Below are 20479 nucleotides of genomic sequence, written 5' to 3'. Positions count from 1 at the left end.
GGGTACTTACACGGGCCTCTCAATCGTCACGGGAAAGGGACGGGATATCGGGTCGCCGCGCATCGCTCGCGACGGTCACAGACATGTGCCGAAGCACGCTGGTTGTCATCAGCGACGTAGGGTGATCTGGCCAGTCTCATTGCTTGAGGCACTCCAGATATCACCGATAAGGCAAGCTACTTGTCACGACCGGCCAACAGGCAGAACCTAGGCGGTCGGCTCTTCGAGAATCCCCCGCGCCTGTTTCAGGAACTCAGCGTCCGCCGCTGCCACCTTCTTGGCCAACGTCAAGATGCGGCGGGCATTCTCCTGCGACAGCGGGGCTGTGGCGTTACTCCGCATGCCTGTGTAGAAGGAGGCCACCGCCTCCCAGACCTGAAGCGCCGATTCTGCGACCTTCGCTGGTCCCGCAAGCTGCACCTTCCTGTAGTGGAGCGTGTACGCAGTCTCGGCAGCCTGCAGATGGCCTATCGCATCGCTCAACGCCAGTTGATTGATGCCTGCCGGATCGCCGCTAACGACCAGCGGCTCAATCATCTGGAGCGCCTTTTCGACATGCGTGACACCCTCTAAAAAGGACAGGTACGCCTCGCGTCGCTCGTCACGTAAGCGCTGCGCGTGAGTCGCCTTTGCTTGGTCCCGTGCCTGTCTGCTTGCAGCACCGTACGTCGCGACAGCCGTCCCCAGCGTGCCTAGGACACCAACAGCCGCCCCCAGAACCGCAGCGATCCCCTGATCCACCCCCACAGGGTCTCAGGTGCCACAGCCACTTGGGACCCAATCGACAAGGTCCTGTTTCTCCCGAAGCTGGCGCGAAAATCCGTCGGCATGCTGGAGAGGTGCCGCAGTCAGCGGGGTCACGACGTCGTTGAACAGCTCGTCCCCATGGGCGTGCCCTGGGGGTGTCATGCTGATCCCCCGGGCCCGTGGCATGGCGTGTCCAGACGGGGCTTGTTGTTCCTGGTGCTCGACCTTGCCCGCACGGGTGAGGTCGAGCAGGGCCAGCGGGCAAGCCCGGGCTGTTCGGCGTGAGCCCAGCCGGAGCGTCCACGACCGGCTGGTGGCAACAAGCCTGCCTATGCGACAACTATCGTGCTTCGGCTCAAGGCAGGTCTATCGCAGTCGTTTAATTCCGCTCAGCCAAAACTCGATTTCGAGCTACTGCACGTCCCGGAATTTCACCTCCACGCTCGCGCAACCGCCCCCGGCTTGACGGAAGTAGGCGTCCGCGATGGCCTCCTCGACCGCCTCATGGAGATCGGTGTCCCGTTGCACCCTCCTCCTGTGCTGCCAGGATGAGGGCCGCGTGGGAGGGTGACACGGCGATGGTGAGGTCCCGCATCCGGGCGTCGTCCGCGGACTCGTTCGCGGTGAAGCCGAGGGTGGCCCAGAACTTGATGACGAGCCCGCCCGAGGTGGTCGCGCGCTGCCTTGCCTGTGCCCTGTCCTGTGGTTGCCCCTCCGACTCGGTCTCCTAGACCAGGGCCTGCTGGAGCCGCTTATTCGGCTTGGTGGAGGTGCCCGAGAGGTAGCGCTGCACCGTCTTACGGGAGACACCCAGCCTCTCCGCCAGGGTCTTGATGAAGCCCTTCTCTCGCGTGCGCAGGAATTTCATCCGGGCTCGCGCGGATTTTGGCGCGGGCCGGGTGAACAGGGCACGCTCCGCACGGGCGAAGCCGTCCATGATCGTCGAAGGGTGTGACGACGCAGGTCAGCGGGTCTTGGGTCTGTAATGACCTTCACCGACATCGCCGAGCGGGCGTGTTGGGGGCCGCGAGGCAGGGCGTCGGCGTAGTTGCGTCACGTCCGGTTCCTGGCGATCTGCCAGGTCAGCAGCGCAACCCCGAACGTGACAGGCCGGGCTTCCAGGATCATGGAGTCTGACGCCCCGTGATCCGAGTGGAAGACCGTGCCTGCCGACACGTCATCGCTGATCCCGCCTGCATTTGACCAGCTCCACAAGCACTCCGAGGTGCGGTTCGAGGAGGTCCCGGGGCTGCTGGAGCGGCTGGCCGAGGTGCCCGACCCGCGTGATGCGCGCGGGGTGCGCCACCGCCTGGCTGTCGTGCTCGCCCTGACCGCGTGTGCCGTGCTGGCCGGAGCGACATCGCTGCTAGCGGTCGGCGAGTGGATCGCCGACGCCCCGGCGCACGTGCTAGGACAGGTCGGCGCCCGTCCCGATCCGCTCCTGCCCAAGCGGGCCCTGCCCGCTGAGACAACCGTCCGCCGACTGCTAGCCCGCACCGACGGCGACGCGCTGGACCGAGCGGTCGGGCGCTGGCTCGCCGATCGTCGCCCGAAGCCGACGGGGACCGCCGGGCTGCGCGGCCTGGCAGTGGACGGCAAGAGCCTGCGCGGTGCGGCGAAGGCGAAAGGCCGCAAGATCCACCTGCTCGCCGCGCTGGAGCACACCACCGGCCTGGTCCCGGTCCAGTTGGACGTCGGCGAGAAGACCAACGAAATCACCTGCTTCCAGCCGCTGCTGGATACCGTCGCCGACCTGGCCGGAGTCGTGGTCACCAGCGACGCGATGCACTCCCAGCGCGACCACGCCGACTACCTACTGGGCCGGGGTGCCCACTACATCGTGATCGTCAAGGGCAACCAGAAGAAGCTGCGCAGACAGCTCAAGGCCCTTCCCTGGAAGGACATCCCGCTTCAGGGCCGCACCAAGGGCGTCGGCCACGGCCGCTCGGAGATCCGTCGGATCAAGGTCGCCACCGTGAACAACCTCCTCTTCCCCGGCGCCCGCCAGGCCGTCCAGATCAAGCGTCGCCGCACCGATCGCAAGACCGGCAAGACCACCGTCAAGACCGTCTACGCCGTCGCCAGCCTGTCCGCCGAGCAGGCCACCCCGGCCCAGCTCGCTCGACTCGTCCGCGGCCACTGGACGATCGAGACCCTGCACTACATCCGCGACACCACCTTCGCCGAGGACGCCTCGCAGGTGCGGACCGGTAACACACCCCGCGCCATGGCCACCTGGCGCAACCTCGCCATAGGAGCCCTACGGGCAGTCGGAGCGAAGAACATCGCAGCCGGCCTCCGCCACAACGCCCGCGACCCTCATCGCCCCCTCGCACTCCTCAGCCTCGGATGATCACTGCGGTGCTTCGGGTTCGGCTCGTAGATGCTGATGTCGTCGCTCTCCTTCCCTCCGGCTCTCGTATGGGGGTGTGAGCCAGGTTGGCGTTCTGGGCGGCAGGCGGTCAGCGGATCGCTTTTGTTGCTGGCGATGCGGTTCTGTGGTCAGTCGCGCCACGCTCCGACGGACGCTTTCACGTAGTCGGAGAAGTCACGCGGCTGCCGGCCGAGTGCGCGCTGTACTCCGTCAGAGATGTAGCTGTCCATTCCGCGCCGGATCGGGCTCACCGCCTCCGCGTAGTCCTCCGCCTCGGCGGACGGCCATCCCTGCCCGGTGAGTTCAGCGACGAACTCTTCGGGGGACAGCGGAACGTAGCGGAGGTCACGGCCGGTGGCCTGGGAGATCTCGGCGATGGCTTCGGCGATGGTCAGGGCCCGGGGCCCGGAGAGTTCGTAGGTCTGCCCGCCGTGGCCGTCCTCGGCAAGTGCTGCGACCGCGACTGCGGCGATGTCCTCGGCATCGACGAAGGAGGCCGCGCCGTCCCCTGCCGGCAGCCTCAGCTCACCGGCGAGGATCGCGTCCAGGAAGATGCCTTCGCTGAAGTTCTGTGCAAACCAGGCGGGTCGCAGGATCGTCCACGTGATACCGCTGTCGCGCACCGCGCTCTCACCGTCCACGTGTGTGGCGCCGGCAATGTTGGCCTCGCCGGAGTATCCCGGCACATCCACACCGCGCCCCGACAGCAGTACGACGCGTTCGACACCGAGATGGACGGCACGCTCGATGAAGGGGCGGGTGAGAAGCTCCCCGTCGATCGGCACGAGGTACACCGCCTTCACGCCCTCCAGCGCGGAGTCCCATGTGGCGCGGTCGAGCCAGTCGAACTGCGGCTCGCCGGAGCGCGATGCCACCCGGACCGAAGCCCCCTGCGCTCGCAGCTGGGACACGACCCGGCTGCCGGACTTGCCCGTGCCGCCAGTTACCAAAATCGGATGCTTGGTCATGAGGCCAGTCAAGACGCTTCTCGCGAGACGATCCATGGCTCGGAGACTCACTTCGATGTCTACGCGTCTACAGTAGGGGCGTGGATGTGCTCTCCGAACTGCTGGACGGGGTGAGGGCACGGGGTGCCCTGTTCCGGCGGACAGTCATGAACCGGCCGTGGTCCCTGCGGTTTGCCAGCGGCTCACCGCTGACGCTGGCCACGATGCTGCGCGGCCGGGCATGGATTGTCCCGGCGGAAGGCGAGCCGGTGCCGGTCGGCACCGGAGACATCGCGATCATCCGCGGCCGGGCGCCGTATACGGTCGCGGACGACCCGGCCACCCCACCGCAGGTCGTGATCAACAGCACCGATTACTGTCTTCGCGGCGCCAACGGCGGCGAGACCGGCGAAGGTCCGGACGGCTCAGCCCTCCTTCTCAGCGGCGCCTACACCGGCCGGGGCGAGATCAGTGAACGGCTGCTCCACGCGCTGCCCGACGTGCTGGTGATCCCCGACGCCGACTATCGCCGCCCGCTGCTGGATCTGGTGGCCGAGGAGATCGTCAGGGACAAACCCGGACAGCAGGTGATGCGCGACCGGCTGCTGGATCTGATGCTCATCTCCACGTTGCGGGCCTGGTTCGACCAGTCCGAAGCGCACGCACCGCCGTGGTATCGCGCAATGGAGGACCCAGTGGTAGGCCATGCTCTGCGACTTCTCCATGACGATCCGGCCCACCCGTGGACCGTGGCGGACCTGGCGGCCAAGTCAGGAGTGTCCCGCGCCGCGCTCGCCCGTCGCTTCACCTCACAAGTCGGCCAACCGCCAATGACCTACCTCGCCTCGTGGCGCATCGACTTGGCAGCCGACCTGCTGCGCGAGACGCAGGCCACGGTCGGCTCGATCGCCCGGAAGGTCGGCTACGCCAACACGTTCGCGCTGAGCGTCGCCTTCAAACGCCTCCGCGGCACCACTCCGACAGAGCACCGTGCCACAGCGCCGACCCAGAGGCTCGGGAAATGAGACAAGGGAACCGGTGCCGCCTGCAACGGCACGAAGACCGTGGTGCTCGATGAGGAAGAAGCAGGCATTCGCGCTCGATGTCCGGCACAGGAACGCGCCAGATGAAGGGCTCGCAGCCGCCAGGTGAAGCACTCAGTCACCACAAACCGGACGTCACGCGACTACGCCGAAGCCCTGGGCCGCGAGGTGGCACCAGCGAGTCAGAAGGAGGAGTCGCCGTGCCGCCTCGACAGCGGCGCGGCTTTAGAAAGCAACGCATCGCCGCAGACGGGGCAGTCTTCCAACGATGTGGTGTGCGGCGCCGCGGCGACCGGGCTCTCGCAACGGGGGGACGACAGGGGGGCGAGCTGCTTTGGCAGGGCATCGGCCACAGACCGCACGAGGGCGCTGTCACATTATCGGGTGCGTGGGTCTCTGACCGCGTATCGGGGCGTGGGGAGGGCCGGGTTTCGGGCCGGTGCTCAAGCCTTGTCGGGCTGGCCGGCGGCGCCGGTGATCTGATCCCAGATCGCGAAGCGGATGGCCATCTCGGCTCGGTAGCCGGGGCGCTCATCAGGTGGCGGCGGGGTCGGAAGCGGGGTGAGATGCCGCTGAACGCGGACAGGAACCGCTGGGCTCCGCCGACGCTGCGGAAGCCTTTCATGGCGCGTTCACGCTGCCGGGTGGGCTGATGACTGTTCTCGGCTCGGTTGTTCAAGCCCTTGTGCGAGCGGTGCTCGACGGAGGGCATGACCTCGCGGTGGGCCGCGTCGTAGGAACGGAGCTTGTCGGTGACCACCACCCGCGACACCGAGCAAGTCTTCTTGAGTAGTTTACGGAAGAAGCGCCTGGCCGCAGCGGTGTCCCGCCGGTTCTGGACCAAGATGTCGAGCACGTTGCCGTCCTGGTCGACGGCCCGCCACAGGTACCGCTGCTCGCCGTTGACCCTGACGAAGACCTCGTCCAGGTGCCACTTGTCCCCGGGCCGGGGCTGGCGGCGGCGCAGGCCGTTGGCGTAGGACTGCCCGAACTTCGCGCACCAGCGGCGGATCGTCTCGTGGGTCACCATCACGCCGCGCTCGAGCATCAGCTCCTCGACCTCGCGGAAGCTGAGCGGGAAGCGGAAGTACAGCCACACGCAGTGCGCGATCACCTCGACCGGGTACCGGTGCCCCTTGTACGACGGCGGTGCGCTGCCCACGGACGACCCCTCCCAGCACGACCAACCAGAAGATCATCCCACCCGGTCAGCCAACGTGACAGCGTCCCCGCGACGGCTACAGCCGGGACAGCTTCCGCCACTGGAACACCGGGCTCGATCCGGCCGACGGCTGCCACACCCGCGCCGAGGTCCTCCTCGACGAGGCCGTCGAGGCCCCGGCGGTGGGGGGCAGGCTGTCGCCTGACGGGCGGGCGCTGGTTCTCCTGCTACGACGCCATCTGGGTGGCCTCCGCCTCGAGCCTGGACAACGACCACCTGGTCCCCCTCGCCGAGGTCTGGGATTTCGGCGCGTTCGCCTGGAGTGCTCAGCGCCGCGAGGCCTACGCCAACGACCAGGGAGCCCCGCAGTCGCTGGTCGCGGTCACCGCCGGTTCCAACCGGTCCAAGGCAGGCCAGGACCCGGCCCAGTGGCTGCCGCCCGCTGCCGACGTGCACTGCCGCTATACCGCCGAATGGGTCGCCCTGGCCGATCTGGCCGCTGCCTGCTCCGACCAGGCCGTCAGCCACGAACCCGCCCACTAGAGCGCGCAGCGCCGAGGCATCCCGGTCCCGCCCCGGCAGGTAGACGGGGCGGGGCTGAGCAGCATGATGTGGTCGCGAAGGGCGGTCGCCTATGCGGCGGAAAGCTCCATGAGGCTTTTCGCCGAACGATCACCCTCATGGGCAACAGGTGAGGTCCGGGGACACTGTCCCCTCCACAAGCACGCCTGTCGCCACCATGCCCGCCACTGCGACGTGGTCTCGGTCAACGGCCCCCGCTATCGGCTCAAGAGCTGGCGCAGCGCCTTGAGGATGGTGTTCATGGTCGTGCGCTCACCCGTGGTCTCCCTGGCTGACGCAGGTGGTGATGGTCGCGCCGTCTGCCGAGGGCTTCGGAGGACGGCGGGGCGGTGAGCGGGTGAGGTCACGGCTCACTCGAAGACGGACGCACTGTTCCTCCCGCTGGCTGTTGCCCATGGGCCGAGGGCGAACCCGTCACTGTCCCGTCGTATTTCCAGGGCCCCTGCGCCACCGAAGTGCGCGGGAACGAGCAACTCCCGTTCGTCAGCCGCCCGCCCGAGAATCCGACGGCGACTGGCCACCGCTTGTTCCGGGGCCAGGCAGACGCTGCTGTTGCAGCAGGGGTGCAGGATCTGCACCGGGCTGTGCAGCAGATCTCCGACGAAGACTGCCCGGTCGCTGCCGGATGCGAGTCGCAGCACGGATGAGCCGGGGGTGTGACCGGGTGCGGACTCCAGGATGAGGTGTTCGTCGATGCGGTGGAGGCCGTCCCACAGCACGGCTTGTCCGGCCTGGTGGACGGGCGCGATGCTGTCTTCGTAGATCAGGCGGTCGACCTGCTGCGCGCCGTTCCCGTACGCGTTGTCCGGACCGTAGTGGAAGTCGTCGGCGGCCGGAATGAGGTACTGGGCGTTGGGGAACGCCGGTATCCACTGCCCGTCCGCGTCGACGGTGTTCCAGCCGACGTGGTCGACGTGGAGGTGGGTGTTGACGACGACGTCGACATCCTGTGGGCGGACACCGGTCATCGCCAGGAGGCCGAGGAAATCACTCTGGGCGTGGTGGAACGGTTTCATGCCCGGTCGCTCGCGCCCGTTCCCCGCTCCGGTGTCGACCAGGACGGTCCGGCCCGCGCTGCGCAGCACCCAGCTCTGCAAAGCAAGCACCGCAAAGTCGCTGTCCGGTTCCCAGTGGTCCGGTGCCAGCCAGTCCTCGTTGTCCTTCCACACATCGGCGGCAGCTCCCGGGAACATGCCGGAGGCAGGCAGGAACGGCTCGTGCCACTCGACGACCCGGATGACCTCGACGTCTCCCAGCACCATGCTCTGCACACTCTCGTTCTCTTTCATCACGTGATCGACCTTAAGAAAGGCCGGACGATCGTCTCGATATGCATCCAGCTCAAAAAAATACGAATACATCTCATCCTTCATGCGGCACATATCCTGAAGGGATGGATGTGGTGAGCGATGCGATCTCTGCCGTGCACCTCGGGCACCCCCGGTTCCACCGGCTGCGGACAAGCGGGAGCTGGTGCGCGCGACTGGACCCGTACGACGGCGCGGGCTTCTACGTCGTCCTCGCGGGCCACTGCTGGCTACTGACCGACGGTGGCGCCCTCACGTCTCTCGGCGTGGGTGACGCGGTGCTGCTGCCCCATGGCACAGGCCATGTCATCGCCGGTTTCCCGGTCGATGCGGCAGTTGCGAAGAAGAAGGCAGTGCCGTTCGAGCAATGGCTTGTGGAGACAGAGCCGCGAACCCAGCCCGGTCGCTACGAGACAGAGATGCTCTGCGGTAAGTACTGGCTCGACTGCAGCCGCATGCACCCGCTCATGGCAGAGCTGCCTGAGGTCGTCCACCTTCCCAGTCGAGTAGGCAGCCACCTCGAACTCCGTGCCGCCATCGATCTGCTCGCCGGTGAGCTGGACGAGATGCGACCCGGCTCCTGCGTGGCGCTCCCGAGCCTGCTAGACCTCCTCCTCGTCTACATGATCCGCGCCTGGATGACCGAGGCCCCCAGTGGAGCCTGGCCCCGCGTACTGGGCGACCCGGTGGCGGCCGCCGCCCTGCGGGCGCTGCATTCGGACCCGGCCGCGCCGTGGAGCAATGACCGTCTGGCGGCGGAGGCGGGCGTATCCCGTCCCACCCTGGCGCGCCGGTTCACCACCCTGGTCGGCCGCCCTCCGATGGCGTACCTCACCTGGTGGCGCGTGATCCGAGCCGCCACCCTGCTCCGCGACACCCCGGACACCCTGGCCACCATCGCCGGCCGAGTCGGCTACGGCAGCCCGTACGCGCTCTCACACGCCTTCCAACGGGAGTTCGGCACCACACCGGGGCGGTATCGAGCACAGGCCGCGGGACGATCCGCTGACGTCGAAACAAACTGACAGCAGGAACCCGGTCGGGCGATGACGCTCACAGCCATGGTGAAATGGCATACCGCAGTCGCGTGCACAGTACCTTTGGACTGGATAAACACTCAACGAAGCATTGCAAACGGGCACCGATGCCGGCCCGGTCGTGACCGGGTCAGGCGGCTTGACTGAAGCCGACGCGTCTTAGAGGTCGTTTTCTCCCGTTGTTTCATCCCGGAATCTGTGGTTGGTGTGGCTTTGCGGGGTCGCGCCAGGAGATGGTGTTCTCGCCGGTGAGGCGGCGGGCCATGAGGTCGGTCATGGCGAGGTGGATCATGGCTTCGGAGCGGGCGGCAGGGTTTCGCAGTCGCGGGCCAGGCGGCGGTGGAGCATCGGCCACCCGCAGGTCCGCTCCATGGTCCAGCGTCTGGGCAGCGGGATGAATCCCCTGGTGCCGGGGGTGCGTTGGACGATTTCCATGTCGATGCCGAGGGTGGCTGCGTGTTCGACGAGATGGTGGCGGTAGCCGCCGTCGACCCAGGTCTTGCGGACGGTGGGATGCTCCGCGGCGATGTGTTCGACAAGGGTTTGGCCGGCGTCGGAGTCCTGCACGCTTGCCGCGGTGACCAGCGCCGCCAGCAACAGCCCGAGGGTGTCGGTGACGATGCTTCGCTTGCGGCCTACGATCCTCTTCGCCGCGTCCGTGCCCTGCCCGGCGGCCGGGACGCTGGTGGAGGTCTTTACGCTCTGCGCGTCGATGACGCACGCCGAGGGTCGGGCAGTGCGACCCTCCTTCTGCCGTACCAATTCTCGCAGCAGGCCGTTGATCTGGGCGAACACACCGTCCTTCTGCCACTTGGCGAAGTAGCCGTAGACGGTTTCCCAGGGCGGGAAGTCGTGCGGCAGGTAGCGCCACTGCACCCCGGTGCGGTCCACGTACAGGATCGCGTTCATGATCTCGCGCAGCTCGTGCTCGGGCGGCCGCCCGAACGGCAGGGCCCGGCGGCGGCGCTCGGATCGCCAGGCTGCCAGGACCGGCTCGACCAGCTCCCAGCGGGCATCGGACAGATCACTCCGATACGCACGACGTTCGCTCATGACCTGGATGTACCGCCGGCAGACGAGTGCGCCCAGGCGCGTGTTCTGCCTTGTGGAAGCACGCGACGCAATCAGGCGTCCTGGAATGAAACAGGCACGAACCGCCTCCAACCCCACCCGTCATCTCATCCAGCCTTTGAGCCCCACTCGGATCGGCAGCCTCACCAACACCACACCAGCCCACCACAGAAAACCGGCGATGTTAATGCATTACAGGTGAAAACGACCTCTTAGGGGTCGATTTGCAACTTAATGTTCGGTTCACGCTGAGCTCGGGTGGGAGGTGCTGCTCGGTCCTCCGTGCCGGAGGAGAGCGCGAGGCGGCCCGCCAGGGCATCATCGGCAGCCTCAGTGTCGTCGCCGGTTCCCCGGCTGGGCTGCACCCTTGACCTCAACCTTGGTTGAGGCGCAACACTCGGCGCATGGAGATCACAAACAGCAGCACCATTCTCTTCCGCAATACCATGCGCATCACGGACGGTCACCTCGACGGTTTCCGGCGCGCCATCGCGCAGGCGGTGGCATTCGCTCAAGAGCACGGCCCTCAGCTCATGGTCGAGGTCTTCATCGACGAGGAGCGGATGCTGGCGCACAGCTTCCAGCTCTACCGCGACTCCGATGCCATCCGCGCCCACTGGAGGCTCTCGGATCCGTACATCCGCGAGGTAATGGAGCACTGCACCGTGCAGCACTTCGAGATATTCGGTGCACCGGACCATGACATCGTGGCGGCCCTGAAGACCCCCGATGGCGAATCCTTCCCCTTCGTCGTCTCGCCGCGCCTCGCCGGCTTCAACCGTCTTGGGACGCCCGGCTTGGGCGAATCACGCTCTTAGCGGAGTTCATGACTCTTTGAGTGGATCTGCTGTCGCCTGATGGTGTGGCTGCGGGGCAGGATCTGCCGGTCCGCGCTTGTTGATCTGGTGCTGTGACCGGGTGAGTGAACGCAAGCCGTACCCGAGTGACTTACCGGACGAGCAGTGGTCGTTGATCGAGCCGGTGATCACCGCGTGGAAGGACCGGCACCGCCGTACTCATGGGCACCGGGCCCGCGTTCGCGGACGGGGCGACGACCCCGAGCCCCGTGCCATCGGCCGCCGAGCCGACCACCCACCCTGAGGCGGGCGACACACCGGCCGCGCCCGCCGGGCGGACCCGCCCGGCCCGCCCGGCGCCGAAGCCCGAACCCACCCGCGCACCTTCGCGCGACCAGGTCTCCGTCATGCCGGGCGGCGCGCCCGACACCGGCGTGACGACGGGGGCTGCGGACTCGGGCACCGACGGCACCGCGATCGGTGCGGGCGCCGCCGCGGTGCTCCTCGTGGGCGGCGGCACCGTCTACGTCGTACGCCGCCGGACGACCGGCGCATGACCCCGCTCTCCAGGCGCGCGTTCACAGCCGGGGCCCTGGTGTCCCTGCTGACGGCCTGCGGTGGCGGCCCGGCGGAGCAGCCGGCCGGCCCGGGCACCTCGGCGCCGCGGCAGCAGGCCGGGGGGCCGCGCCCCGCGGGCGGCCGCGGCGTGCCGGTCCGGTTGCTGATCCCGGCGATCGGTGTCGACACCCCGGTCATCCCGCTGGGCCTGGCCGCGGACGGCACCGTGCAGGTGCCGCCGGTCATGGCGCACGACCGGGCGGGCTGGTACCGGCACTCGCCGGCACCGGGCCGGACCGGGCCGTCGGTGTTCCTCGGCCACGTCACGGTCGGGCGCTACGGCGACGGCGTCTTCCGCCACCTGGCCCGGCTGCGCCCCGGAGACCGGATCGAGGCGCGCCTGGCGAACGGCACGGCGACACGGTTCGCCGCCACCTCCGTACGGACCGTCCCGAAGAACGACTTCCCGGTGGACGACGTCTACGGGAACGTCGGCCGTCCGGAGCTGCGGCTGATCACCTGCGGCGGAGCGCGGACCGGCAACGGATACGCGGACAACGTCATCGTGTTCGCCGCGCAGGACGGCACCGAATCCCCCACCTCTGGAGAGCGTTGAAACGGTCCCGCGAGAAGGACGCGTCCGAGCTGTTCGCCGCCCTCTACCCGCGTCTCGCCGGCTGGTGCCGCCGGCTCGTCGACGACGACGAGACGACGCACGAGATCGCCTCGGAGGCCTTCACCCGGCTGTCGGCGCGTTGGACGTCCGTGGAGGAGCCCCGCGGGTTCCTTCTACGTCACCGCGGCCAACCTCGTGCGGGACCACTGGCGCAAGCTGGAACGCGAGCGCCGGGCCCTGCACCGCGTCACCTCGGAGGTCGCCGTGCGCCCCCAGCCCGAGCAGGCCGACCCGTCGGTGCGGCTGCTCGTGCAGGCGCTGCCCGAGCGGCTGCGCGTCCCGATCCTCCTCCACTACTACGCTGACATGCCGGTCCGGGAGGTGTCCGCCCTGACCGGGCGCAAGGAAGGAACCGTCAAAGCCGATCTGCACGCGGCCCGGGAACTGCTCCGCGTCCATCTGAGGAGAAGCCTTGACCACACGCCTTGACGACGCCGCGGACGAGCCGGAGTCCAGCCCCGACGACCCGCTCGCCGTGATCCTGCGCCCCTCTTCCCCGGACTACCTGGGCGCGCCGCCCGGCCGGTACGAGGCGGTCCGCCGCCGCGCGGCCCGCCGACGGCTGCTGCGCGCCGCGGCCGGGGCGGGCCTGTGCTGCGCCGCGGCCGCCGTGGTCGTCCTGTCGCTGCGCCCGGGCGCGTCCGAGGCGCCCGCCCGCCCGACGGTCCCGATGGCCCCGCCGCCTCCGGCACGGGCCCCCGCGACCCCGGCGCCCTCCCCCTCCGCGCCGGACCCCGCCCCGGAGCGCTCCAGGACGTCCGCCCCCCGTGACGACACCCCCCGCGTCGCGGAGTTCCGGCCGAGCAGCCCCCGCACGAACGCCACCCGCGCCGCCGGGAGCACCCGCCCCACGACCGACTCCCCCTCCCCGGCACCGACTTCGGTCCGGCCCGTCCCGTCCGCGGAACGCCCGGCCCCGACGGAGGAACCGGCCGCCGACAGGAGGTAGCCCCCGGAGAACGCAGGGCTACGAGGTCCAGGGCTGCCGGTGGCCGGGCCGGCAGGGAGCCGCCGGGTGAGCGCATCGGGTGGGAGCGCGGGGTGGTGGAGGGTTTGCGGAACTTTTGCCTGAGGGCCGGGCGTTGGGAGGGTGTGCGCGCGTGAGCGGGTGCGCCCTTTGAGGCTGACGAATACCGAGGTGACGGCGATGGCAGTGTGGGACCGGCTCAAGGACCAGGCCAAGGCTCTGCAGCAGGGTCAGGCGGGGCGTGGTGCGACCGGCGGGCACGGCGTGGCCGGCGCGACCGGCGGGCACGGCGGTGGGGCGAGGTCCGGCGGGCACGGCGGTGGGGCGAGGTCCGGCGGGGGCGGCAAGGCCCAGCTGATCGGCCTGTTCAAGACGCAGCTCGGTTCGCTGAAGAACGAGCTGAAGAGCGGGGCGTACCGGGACGCGAGCATGGCCATGTGCGCCCTGGTCGCGGCGGCCGACGGGCACGTGGACCCGGCCGAGCGCCAGCAGGTCGAATCGATGATCCTGAGCAACGACGTGCTGCAGAACTTCCCTCCGGAGCAGCTGCGCCAGCGCTTCGGCAAGCACGTGGACCAGCTGACGAGAAACTTCCAGCACGGCAAGGCGGAGGCGCTGCAGGAGATCGCCAAGGCCGCCAAGAAGCCCACCGAGGCCCGGGCCGTCATCCAGACCGGCATGGTCGTCGCCGGCGCGGACGGCCACTTCTCCCAGGCCGAGGCGGAGGTCCTGCGCGAGGCCTGCGCGGCACTGGGGCTGTCCCCGGCCGAATTCCAGCTCTGATCCCGGGCGGCCCTGCGTCAGTCCGTACGACCGAGCCGGCGCGAGTCCCCGCCCGGGACCTGGGCGAGTCGATGCGACTGGGCCGGGCGCCAGCCCATACGGCAGCCGGGCTCGCGTGCCCCGCCCGGGCCCGGGTGGGTTGCAGCGGGCGCGCAGGGCGTCCACCGCGAGGCGGGCCGTCGTGCCGATGACGGCGTCGGCGGCCGGCAGGAGCGCGGAGGTGCGGGCCGTGCGGGTGAAGGTCTGTTGGCGTGCCGGGGGGTGTGGGCGGGCTTGCGGTCCGGTCTTGTGTTCAGGCCGTGGCGGGCCGGCCGGCAGTGCCGGTGCTCTGGCCCCCGATGGCGACGCGGGTGGCCATCTCGGTTCGGTGGCCGTGCGCGCTCATCAGGTGGCGGCGGGGCCGGAAGTGGGGCGAAAGGCCGCTGAACGCGAACAGGAACCGCTGCGCCCCGCCTACCGAGCGGAATTCCCTTCATCGCGCGCTCGCGTTGCCGTGTGGGCTGGTGGCCGTTCTCCGCCCGGTTGTTCAGACCCTTGTGCGGGCGATGTTCCACCGAGGACATGACCTCGCGATGGGCCGCGCCGTAGGAGCGGAGCTTGCCGGGGACGATCACCCGCGGCACCGCGCCGTTCTTCTTCATCAGCCTGCGGAGGAAACGCCTGGCCACGGCCTTGTCCCGGCGGTTCTGCACCAGGATGTCCCACACGTAGCCGTTCCGGTCAACGGCCCGCCGCAGGTGGCGTTGCGCACCGCTGATCTTGACGAAGACCTCGTCCGGATACCACTCGTCACCAGGGCGGAGCTGCCGACGGCGCAGCGCGCTTGCGTACCGCTGTCCGAACTTGGCACACCAGCGGCGCACCGTCTCGTGGGAGACGACGATCCCACGCTCGAGCATCAACTCCTCCACCTCGCGAAACGACAGCGGAAAGCGGAAGTACAGCCACACGCAAGGGGAGACGACCTCGACCGGGTACCGATGCCCCCTGTGCGACAGCGACGCGCTCCCCACGCACAACCCCTCCCAGCCCGGTCAGCCAACGTGACAGTGCCCTTCGTCGCGTTGGATCTGATGCGGCTGTCCGGGGCCGACACGACCAGTTGGCCGTATCGGCGGCGCCGGGCCGCGCTCGAGTCCGTGTTCGCCGCCCGCCGGCTGTCGGCCCCCCGGGTGTCCGTTGCAGATCGGTCAGTCAGCCACGGCGAGTGCCGCAGCCGACTCGAGGACGCGACTACGGTGCCCGCGCCGCTCAGTCCGAAGCGCAGCAGGAAGACACGCCCCCGTGCCAACCGCCGCTGCGGGCCGTGACTGAGGTCCCACCCGGGTGCAGGGTGGGGCACACGTTTCAGACAGGCTCTGCGGTGGGCCGGGCAAGTTCGTCGGGCACTTCGAGGCACGCCGTTGGTGCGCTGACGGCGGAGACGGTATTACTCCAGCGTGGCCGGTACTGGTCCTTGTAGGCGTGCTGGCCCGGGACGGTGCGGCCCAGATCGAGGTACTCGTATCCGGCCGTGGTCAGATCCTGTGCGAGGTGGCGCAGGAGGGCGTGGCCGGGAGCGAGGTCCTTGTGAAGAGGGTCTATGGCCGGCACCACGGAGTAGGCCCGGCGGTGTCGTGTCAGGCAGAGCTGGGCGGCGACGATCTCGTCGTCCACGGCGAGGGTGGCGATGAACGCCGTGTTGGCGCCGCAGCGCTCAAGCACGGCCGGCCAGTAGGGTGCGCCGGGGGCATGGGGCGAGCCGGCAGGCGGCGTGTGGCCGGCCCAGCGGCGCGCGTGCAGGCGAGCCAGGACCGCGTAGGCGGGGAGCAGTTCGTCACTGTCGCGGGTGCGCCGGTAGGTCACCTTGTGGCGTTGGGCGAGTTCGTCCCAGGCGCGTTGGCGTCGCTTGTGATCACGTCGGGTCGAGCGGGACATCTCCTCATAGGCAAGGGGTAAGGAAATCTCGGCGCAGTCGGTGACGCTGGTGTGCCAGTGCCCCGCAACGGCGGGGCCGGTGGAGGTGAGGTGCCGGGCGAGGGCACTGTCTGCGGGCAGGCCCGCGATATCGACGTGCTGGCCGTCAGATGCCAGCCCTTCGAGGTACCGGGCGAGAGCCTCCGCCACCTGCGGGTCCTCAGCTGCTGGGCCCACGGCGCGGACGTACTCCCCCATCGGCGCCGACAGGGCGACCGTCCGCGGTCGGGCGCCCGCATGGTCGCAGACCAGCGGCACAGCGGCCAGGACCTGCCGGGCAGGCCCCTCACACAGGGCAACGACCAGGCGCGAGGTGGGCGGGAGCTGGTGCGCCCACCCGGTGAGCCACGGCGGTGACTGGTAGGGGGTCGCCTGCGAGTCCCGCCGGTACAGATCCGCCCACGACGACGCCATGAAAGCGCCGGCAGCGGCCCCCTCCAGCACACGCACCATGAAATTCAAGATCGCCTTCTTCCCCTCCGGGCGCTCTGCACGCCACCTGTAGCCACATGATCACGTCACCAGAACGGCGAATCGACGCATCAAACCTGAATTCACCCGGACGGGAACATCCCGAACCGCGATCACCGAGCGAGTCAACCTCGCGAATGGCAGGCCGGGGTGGAATGAACGCTGCTCCGGATCGAATGTTCCGGGGCTGGAGTACGCGCACATCGACGCCTTATCCGGCAAGCCGGGCCGCAACGTCATCGACTTCGGACTGAGCGAGTCCCAGTTCCGGCATCTGCTGCCCGGTTTCCGCTCGGCGTCCGGCTGCCGGGTGGTGTCGTCCCACGGGATGGCCGTGCGGCGGCCGGGGCGCCTCCGGCCCCGGCGGCGCCCCGGCCGTAGCGCATGTCCCACGGTGCCGGCGAAAACGGTGGCCAAGGAGGCGAACGGGAACCCGACGTCGGCAACGCCAAGGGCGAGAAGTGGATTTGGCCTGGCCGGAAAGCCTGGACTTTCCGGCCACAACGGGGCCGCAGGCGCCAAGGGCGGTGATGGGGCAGGCGTCATCACCTGGTGACGCCCTCGTGCCCGGGCCGGCCACCGCCGGCCCGGGCACGGTCACCGGACTCACAGCAGTTGCGGGAGACGAGCGCGTCTTCGGCAGGACATCCCCGCCTGACTACGTCATCCCATACCCGGCATCCAATTGCCAGCCACCCCACAGAAGACGGTGTCGCTGTCGCCCGGCGGGAAAAATCCCCGTCGCGCGCAATGCGCGCTGACCCTCAAGTTCCTGTGCTGACCGCTACAGCACTGGTAGGACGGTGCTTATGACCAGCACTTTACGGGATGTCGATGCCCCGGTCGCCGTTCCGCTCGCCGAGCGGTTCGCGCCTCGCGGCGAGTACCAGAGCCTCGATGGTTCCACGTACCTCCGAGAACCGTCATGGACAGGGACGCCGCAGACCACAAGCCTGAGCAATTCGACCGCCGCGGCCCGGACCTCCCATCGCGTCCTGCGTCTGCCCGTGTCAGGCGACGAACGACCCACCGGAGCGAGCCCGGTAAGTAGACGACTGGTCTAATGCAAGGTAGAATGGCAAGCATGCCAGGAACCGCGGCACGAAGCACCGAAACCCGTCAGAACATTCTCGATGCCGCCCAGAGGATCATGGCTCACAAGGGCTACTCGGCGGTCGGCCTCAATGAGGTGCTCGCGGAGGTCGGCGTGCCCAAGGGCTCCTTTTATCATCACTTCCCCTCCAAGGACGCCTTTGGCGAAGCCCTGTTGAAGAGCTACTTCGACGACTACCTCGCGGACATGGACCGCGTCCTGACAGCGCCCGGTCGGTCCGCAGCCGAGCGCCTGATGGACTACTGGAAGGTGTGGCGTGAGACCCAGAGCGTCGGCGAGTGCCAGGGCAGGTGTCTCGCCGTGAAACTGGGGGCCGAGGTGTCCGACCTTTCCGAGTCGATGCGCCTCGCGCTCAAGGAGGGGACGGATGCGATCGTCGGCCGGTTGGAGCGAGCCATCTCCGCCGGCCTCACGGACGGATCTGTCACGATCGAGGACACGCCGCTGGAAACGGCCCGGATCCTGTACGACATGTGGCTCGGGGCCAGCGTCATGGCCAAGATCCACCGCAGCCTCGAGCCCCTAGACATCACCACGACGGTGACCCGCCGGCTCCTGCACGCGTGACGGTTCCCTGGCCAAGAAGCGCAACCGCACGGGCGCCGCCCGAACCCCGCGCTCACCCTTGCAAGTAAGCCGGGACGGCAAGGACACGTCGGTTGTCCTCTGCCGCCTGCTGGAGTCCGAGTTGAAGATGCCGTTGCAGTGCTTGCTCACGGCTTTTCTCCGTCACGAACATGCGGGCGGCGATCGCGGCGACCGAGCGGCCCTCAGCCATCAGGGACAGCACCTCACGCTCGTGGGGAGATAGCGTTCCGAGCGGCTCGTCGGCATCGTGGCGGGCCAGCAGCGAAGCTGCCGTCTCGGGGTCCATCACGTCGCGCCGTCCGCGACCCGCCGGACGGTGTCGATGAAGTTCCCCACGTCCGAGACTCGTTCCTTCAGGAGATGGCCGATCGCGGCGCGCAGTCCCTCGTCGGTGAAGGTCGGGGGCAGGCGCACGTCGATCACGGCCACGTCGGGACGGTGTTGTCTGAGAGCCCGTACGAGTGAGGGGCCGTTGCCGACGGCCTCGACGACTCGAAACCGTAGGCTTCGAAGATCCGGATGAGTCCGTCCCGCAGGAGGGTGAGGTCCTTGACCAGGACAACGCGCACGGCAGTGACATCCTCACTTCGGTGGGTCCGCCGTCCGGGCTGCTGACGGTCCGGGTTCCGTCGAACGCGGCCAAGCGCCGCTCGATGCCCCGCAGCCTGGTCCCGCCCTCGACACGGGCTCCACCGCGACCGTCGTCGCGCACGCGGAGGACAAGCAGGCCTCCGCCGTCGGTGCGGTAGGCCAGACTGATCGCGATGCGCCGGGCGCCCGCGTGTCTGATCGCGTTCGCCAGTGCTTCGGCGACAGCGAAGTACGCGGCGGATTCACGGGAGCCGGCAGCCGCCCGGGAAACTTCTACCCGGCGAGGTACATGGCCCCGGTGTGCATCACGGCCTCGCGGGTGAAAATCGGGTCGATGCCGTCCTTGGTCGTCATGCTCTCCCCGGTCCGGGTGGCGTCCAAGCCCGGGGAGAAGGGCACGATCGCGGCGGGCAGCGGAAGCCCCGCGTCGCGGGCGGCCAGGGCGGTGGTGACCGAGTAGCCGCCGCCGGCGGAGTCCCCGGCGAACGCGATGGCGGATGGGTCCAGGCCGCTGTCGAGGAGGTCCCGGTAAGCGCTCAGGTTGTCTTCCGGACCAGCCGGGAACGGATGCTCGAGGTCCAGGCCGATGGCCTCGTCGTAAGCCTCCGGGGCCAGCTGGTGCAGCCGCTTGAAGACGCCGATGGCGATCCACTCATCCCGCCGGGCCCTCATCGTGGTTGCCGAGCAGGTGTGGTCGGCGTGCTGGTGGTAGGTGCCTCCGAGCACGAGGCGGGCCAGAAGCTTGTCGAGCGCGATCCGGTCGGGGATACGGGGACGGTGACAGCCCAGCGGATGAGCGGCCGCCTCCCGCTTGGGCAGGAGGGCTTGGAACTGGTCCCACAACGGGTCGGTGATGGATGAGGACAGGACGGGCACGTGACCTTCGCTCGGCTGTGGAGAACGTTGACCAGCAAGCCCCGTCGGGGTGTGCCGCCCTGGTAGTCAGGGCGGCACACCCCGGCAGGGCGAAGGTCATCCAGCGTGTTCCTGCAGGTCCTCCGCGGGGACAGGCGCGGGCATACGCCAGGCCACGACCGCACCGGTCACGAGCCCCACGACGGCCAGCAGGGTGGCGACCAGGAACGGATCGAGGGAGTGCAGGGTCGGAGCGAACCCGATCCCGACGCAGACTGCTACCCCGGTCGCACCGCCCAACTGGTCAGCCGCGCGCTGGACGCCCGAGGCGGTCCCGGCGTCGTCCTCGGTGACGCCGCTGACTGCGACGTACTGCAGCCCCACGATGCCGAACCCCATCCCGGCCGCGATCAGAATCATGGCCGGGATCATCGCCACCCCGTCTGCCTGCAGGACCGAGCCGAGCCCGATCGCGGCCATCGCGGCCGCGGTGAACCCGATGCCGGCAAGGACACACGCGCGTGCTCCCCAGCGGCCCAGCAGACGAGGCACGAGCATCGAGAATGCGATCAGCGAGACGGCCAGCGGCAGCATCGTCAGGCCTGCGCCGAGCGGGCCGATGCCCAGCCGGCGCGCATCACGGAAAGCGAGCCAGAACCCGAGAGCGGACAGCAGGTGTTCAGCGGTCCTGGCAGCGTTTCGTGCCGGATCCGTTCGTTTCGCAGCAGGCGAGGCGCTGCCTGTAATGCCTGGGCGAAAGAGCCTGTGCGGCACGGGGTCAGGCCGTGCCGCACAGGGGGTCAGGAGGTCAGCTCGATCGTGCGTGGCCGGTCTGAGGGGGTGTGCAGGATTC

The 20479-nt window shown here is 68.9% G+C and carries 15 protein-coding genes and 9 pseudogenes; 12 read left to right on the top strand and 12 right to left on the bottom strand.

From position 1 onward, the window contains the following. Positions 1-207 precede the first annotated feature (207 nt). Positions 208-741: a hypothetical protein gene (locus AB0L29_RS24895; RefSeq protein WP_365829967.1), complete on the bottom strand. Its 534-nt coding sequence runs from the start codon at positions 739-741 to the stop codon at positions 208-210. 733 nt (positions 742-1474) lie between these two features. Then, positions 1475-1615: an HTH domain-containing protein gene (locus AB0L29_RS24890; RefSeq protein WP_365829966.1), complete on the bottom strand. Its 141-nt coding sequence runs from the start codon at positions 1613-1615 to the stop codon at positions 1475-1477. 294 nt (positions 1616-1909) lie between these two features. Here AB0L29_RS24890 and AB0L29_RS24885 point away from each other — a divergent pair, with 294 nt between their 5' ends. Further along, positions 1910-3100: an ISAs1 family transposase gene (locus tag AB0L29_RS24885; protein WP_365829965.1), complete on the top strand. Its 1191-nt coding sequence runs from the start codon at positions 1910-1912 to the stop codon at positions 3098-3100. Positions 3101-3249: 149 nt separating this feature from the next. On the opposite strand, the gene AB0L29_RS24880 is transcribed toward AB0L29_RS24885, so the two are convergent. Then, the gene (locus AB0L29_RS24880; RefSeq protein WP_365829964.1) at positions 3250-4089 is read right to left on the bottom strand and encodes an NAD(P)H-binding protein; all 840 of its coding nucleotides are present in this window, start codon (positions 4087-4089) and stop codon (positions 3250-3252) included. A gap of 80 nt (positions 4090-4169) precedes the next feature. On the opposite strand from AB0L29_RS24880, the gene AB0L29_RS24875 reads away from it, so the two are divergent. Then, positions 4170-5093 carry an AraC family transcriptional regulator gene (locus tag AB0L29_RS24875; protein WP_365829963.1) on the top strand — a complete coding sequence of 308 codons (924 nt, stop codon included), beginning with the start codon at positions 4170-4172 and terminating at the stop codon, positions 5091-5093. Positions 5094-5554: 461 nt separating this feature from the next. On the opposite strand, the pseudogene AB0L29_RS24870 reads toward AB0L29_RS24875, so the two are convergent. Further along, positions 5555-6273, bottom strand: a pseudogene (locus AB0L29_RS24870) (IS6 family transposase). 68 nt (positions 6274-6341) lie between these two features. Between AB0L29_RS24870 and AB0L29_RS24865 the strand changes: the two are divergent. Further along, positions 6342-6816, top strand: a pseudogene (locus AB0L29_RS24865) (HNH endonuclease); the annotation flags it as partial. Between the two features lie 389 nt (positions 6817-7205). Here AB0L29_RS24865 and AB0L29_RS24860 read toward each other — a convergent pair. Then, positions 7206-8144, bottom strand: a complete 939-nt coding sequence (locus AB0L29_RS24860; protein WP_365829988.1) for an MBL fold metallo-hydrolase — start codon at positions 8142-8144, stop codon at positions 7206-7208. 104 nt (positions 8145-8248) lie between these two features. Here AB0L29_RS24860 and AB0L29_RS24855 point away from each other — a divergent pair, with 104 nt between their 5' ends. After that, on the top strand, positions 8249-9187 hold the full coding sequence (locus AB0L29_RS24855) for an AraC family transcriptional regulator (protein ID WP_365829962.1): 939 nt from the start codon (positions 8249-8251) through the stop codon (positions 9185-9187). A 196-nt stretch (positions 9188-9383) separates the two neighbouring features. Here AB0L29_RS24855 and AB0L29_RS24850 read toward each other — a convergent pair. Next, positions 9384-10252: pseudogene (locus AB0L29_RS24850) on the bottom strand (IS5 family transposase). Positions 10253-10674: 422 nt separating this feature from the next. Between AB0L29_RS24850 and AB0L29_RS24845 the strand changes: the two are divergent. The 7 genes and pseudogenes from AB0L29_RS24845 to AB0L29_RS24815 all read left to right on the top strand — a co-directional run bounded on the left by AB0L29_RS24845 (position 10675) and on the right by AB0L29_RS24815 (position 14051). Continuing rightward, positions 10675-11088: a hypothetical protein gene (locus AB0L29_RS24845; RefSeq protein ID WP_365829961.1), complete on the top strand. Its 414-nt coding sequence runs from the start codon at positions 10675-10677 to the stop codon at positions 11086-11088. A gap of 100 nt (positions 11089-11188) precedes the next feature. Then, positions 11189-11272, top strand: a pseudogene (locus AB0L29_RS24840) (IS5/IS1182 family transposase); the annotation flags it as partial. Positions 11273-11288: 16 nt separating this feature from the next. Next, positions 11289-11624 (top strand): sortase-dependent protein, encoded by a 336-nt coding sequence (locus AB0L29_RS24835; RefSeq protein WP_365829960.1) that lies wholly within the window; start codon positions 11289-11291, stop codon positions 11622-11624. Beyond that, positions 11621-12241, top strand: a complete 621-nt coding sequence (locus AB0L29_RS24830) for a class F sortase (RefSeq protein WP_365829959.1) — start codon at positions 11621-11623, stop codon at positions 12239-12241. Before AB0L29_RS24835 ends, AB0L29_RS24830 begins: the two co-directional genes overlap by 4 nt. Next, positions 12238-12730 (top strand): annotated as a pseudogene (locus tag AB0L29_RS24825) (RNA polymerase sigma factor). The gene AB0L29_RS24830 and the pseudogene AB0L29_RS24825 overlap by 4 nt, the downstream one beginning before the upstream one ends. Beyond that, complete coding sequence (locus AB0L29_RS24820) at positions 12714-13250, top strand: hypothetical protein (protein ID WP_365829958.1); 537 nt, start codon at positions 12714-12716, stop codon at positions 13248-13250. The pseudogene AB0L29_RS24825 and the gene AB0L29_RS24820 overlap by 17 nt, the downstream one beginning before the upstream one ends. 198 nt (positions 13251-13448) lie before the next feature. After that, positions 13449-14051 carry a TerB family tellurite resistance protein gene (locus AB0L29_RS24815; protein ID WP_365829957.1) on the top strand — a complete coding sequence of 201 codons (603 nt, stop codon included), beginning with the start codon at positions 13449-13451 and terminating at the stop codon, positions 14049-14051. Positions 14052-14343: 292 nt separating this feature from the next. On the opposite strand, the pseudogene AB0L29_RS24810 reads toward AB0L29_RS24815, so the two are convergent. Both AB0L29_RS24810 and AB0L29_RS24805 read right to left on the bottom strand, forming a co-directional pair. Next, a pseudogene (locus tag AB0L29_RS24810) lies at positions 14344-15064 on the bottom strand (IS6 family transposase). A 334-nt stretch (positions 15065-15398) separates the two neighbouring features. Continuing rightward, positions 15399-16421: a GNAT family N-acetyltransferase gene (locus tag AB0L29_RS24805; protein ID WP_365829956.1), complete on the bottom strand. Its 1023-nt coding sequence runs from the start codon at positions 16419-16421 to the stop codon at positions 15399-15401. Between the two features lie 1141 nt (positions 16422-17562). Here AB0L29_RS24805 and AB0L29_RS24800 point away from each other — a divergent pair. Continuing rightward, a complete protein-coding gene (locus tag AB0L29_RS24800) occupies positions 17563-18159 on the top strand; it encodes a TetR/AcrR family transcriptional regulator (protein ID WP_365829955.1) in 597 nt (198 codons plus the stop codon). A 52-nt stretch (positions 18160-18211) separates the two neighbouring features. On the opposite strand, the pseudogene AB0L29_RS24795 reads toward AB0L29_RS24800, so the two are convergent. The 4 genes and pseudogenes from AB0L29_RS24795 to AB0L29_RS24780 form a co-directional block, all read right to left on the bottom strand. Further along, positions 18212-18749: pseudogene (locus AB0L29_RS24795) on the bottom strand (response regulator transcription factor). 56 nt (positions 18750-18805) lie between these two features. Beyond that, positions 18806-18970 (bottom strand): annotated as a pseudogene (locus tag AB0L29_RS24790) (sensor histidine kinase); the annotation flags it as partial. A gap of 77 nt (positions 18971-19047) precedes the next feature. Beyond that, positions 19048-19647 (bottom strand): annotated as a pseudogene (locus tag AB0L29_RS24785) (alpha/beta hydrolase fold domain-containing protein); the annotation flags it as partial. A gap of 96 nt (positions 19648-19743) precedes the next feature. Then, the coding region (locus AB0L29_RS24780) for an MFS transporter (RefSeq protein WP_365829954.1) at positions 19744-20479 on the bottom strand (736 nt) is incomplete at its 5' end.

This window comes from Streptomyces sp. NPDC052701 (genome assembly GCF_040678355.1).
GTDB lineage: Bacteria > Actinomycetota > Actinomycetes > Streptomycetales > Streptomycetaceae > Streptomyces.
Note: the sequence above shows the minus strand (reverse complement) of the source record. Positions and strands in the feature narration are given on the sequence as shown.

Bases quoted from the DNA above. Each gene is read 5' to 3' on its own strand.
- AB0L29_RS24890 (WP_365829966.1), bottom strand. From the start codon at position 1,615: ATGAAATTCCTGCGCACGCGAGAGAAGGGCTTCATCAAGACCCTGGCG.
- AB0L29_RS24880 (WP_365829964.1), bottom strand. From the start codon at position 4,089: ATGACCAAGCATCCGATTTTGGTAACTGGCGGCACGGGCAAGTCCGGC.
- AB0L29_RS24860 (WP_365829988.1), bottom strand. From the start codon at position 8,144: ATGAAAGAGAACGAGAGTGTGCAGAGCATGGTGCTGGGAGACGTCGAG.
- AB0L29_RS24855 (WP_365829962.1), top strand. From the start codon at position 8,249: ATGGATGTGGTGAGCGATGCGATCTCTGCCGTGCACCTCGGGCACCCC.
- AB0L29_RS24845 (WP_365829961.1), top strand. From the start codon at position 10,675: ATGGAGATCACAAACAGCAGCACCATTCTCTTCCGCAATACCATGCGC.
- AB0L29_RS24835 (WP_365829960.1), top strand. From the start codon at position 11,289: ATGGGCACCGGGCCCGCGTTCGCGGACGGGGCGACGACCCCGAGCCCC.
- AB0L29_RS24830 (WP_365829959.1), top strand. From the start codon at position 11,621: ATGACCCCGCTCTCCAGGCGCGCGTTCACAGCCGGGGCCCTGGTGTCC.
- AB0L29_RS24815 (WP_365829957.1), top strand. From the start codon at position 13,449: ATGGCAGTGTGGGACCGGCTCAAGGACCAGGCCAAGGCTCTGCAGCAG.
- AB0L29_RS24805 (WP_365829956.1), bottom strand. From the start codon at position 16,421: ATGGCGTCGTCGTGGGCGGATCTGTACCGGCGGGACTCGCAGGCGACC.
- AB0L29_RS24800 (WP_365829955.1), top strand. From the start codon at position 17,563: ATGCCAGGAACCGCGGCACGAAGCACCGAAACCCGTCAGAACATTCTC.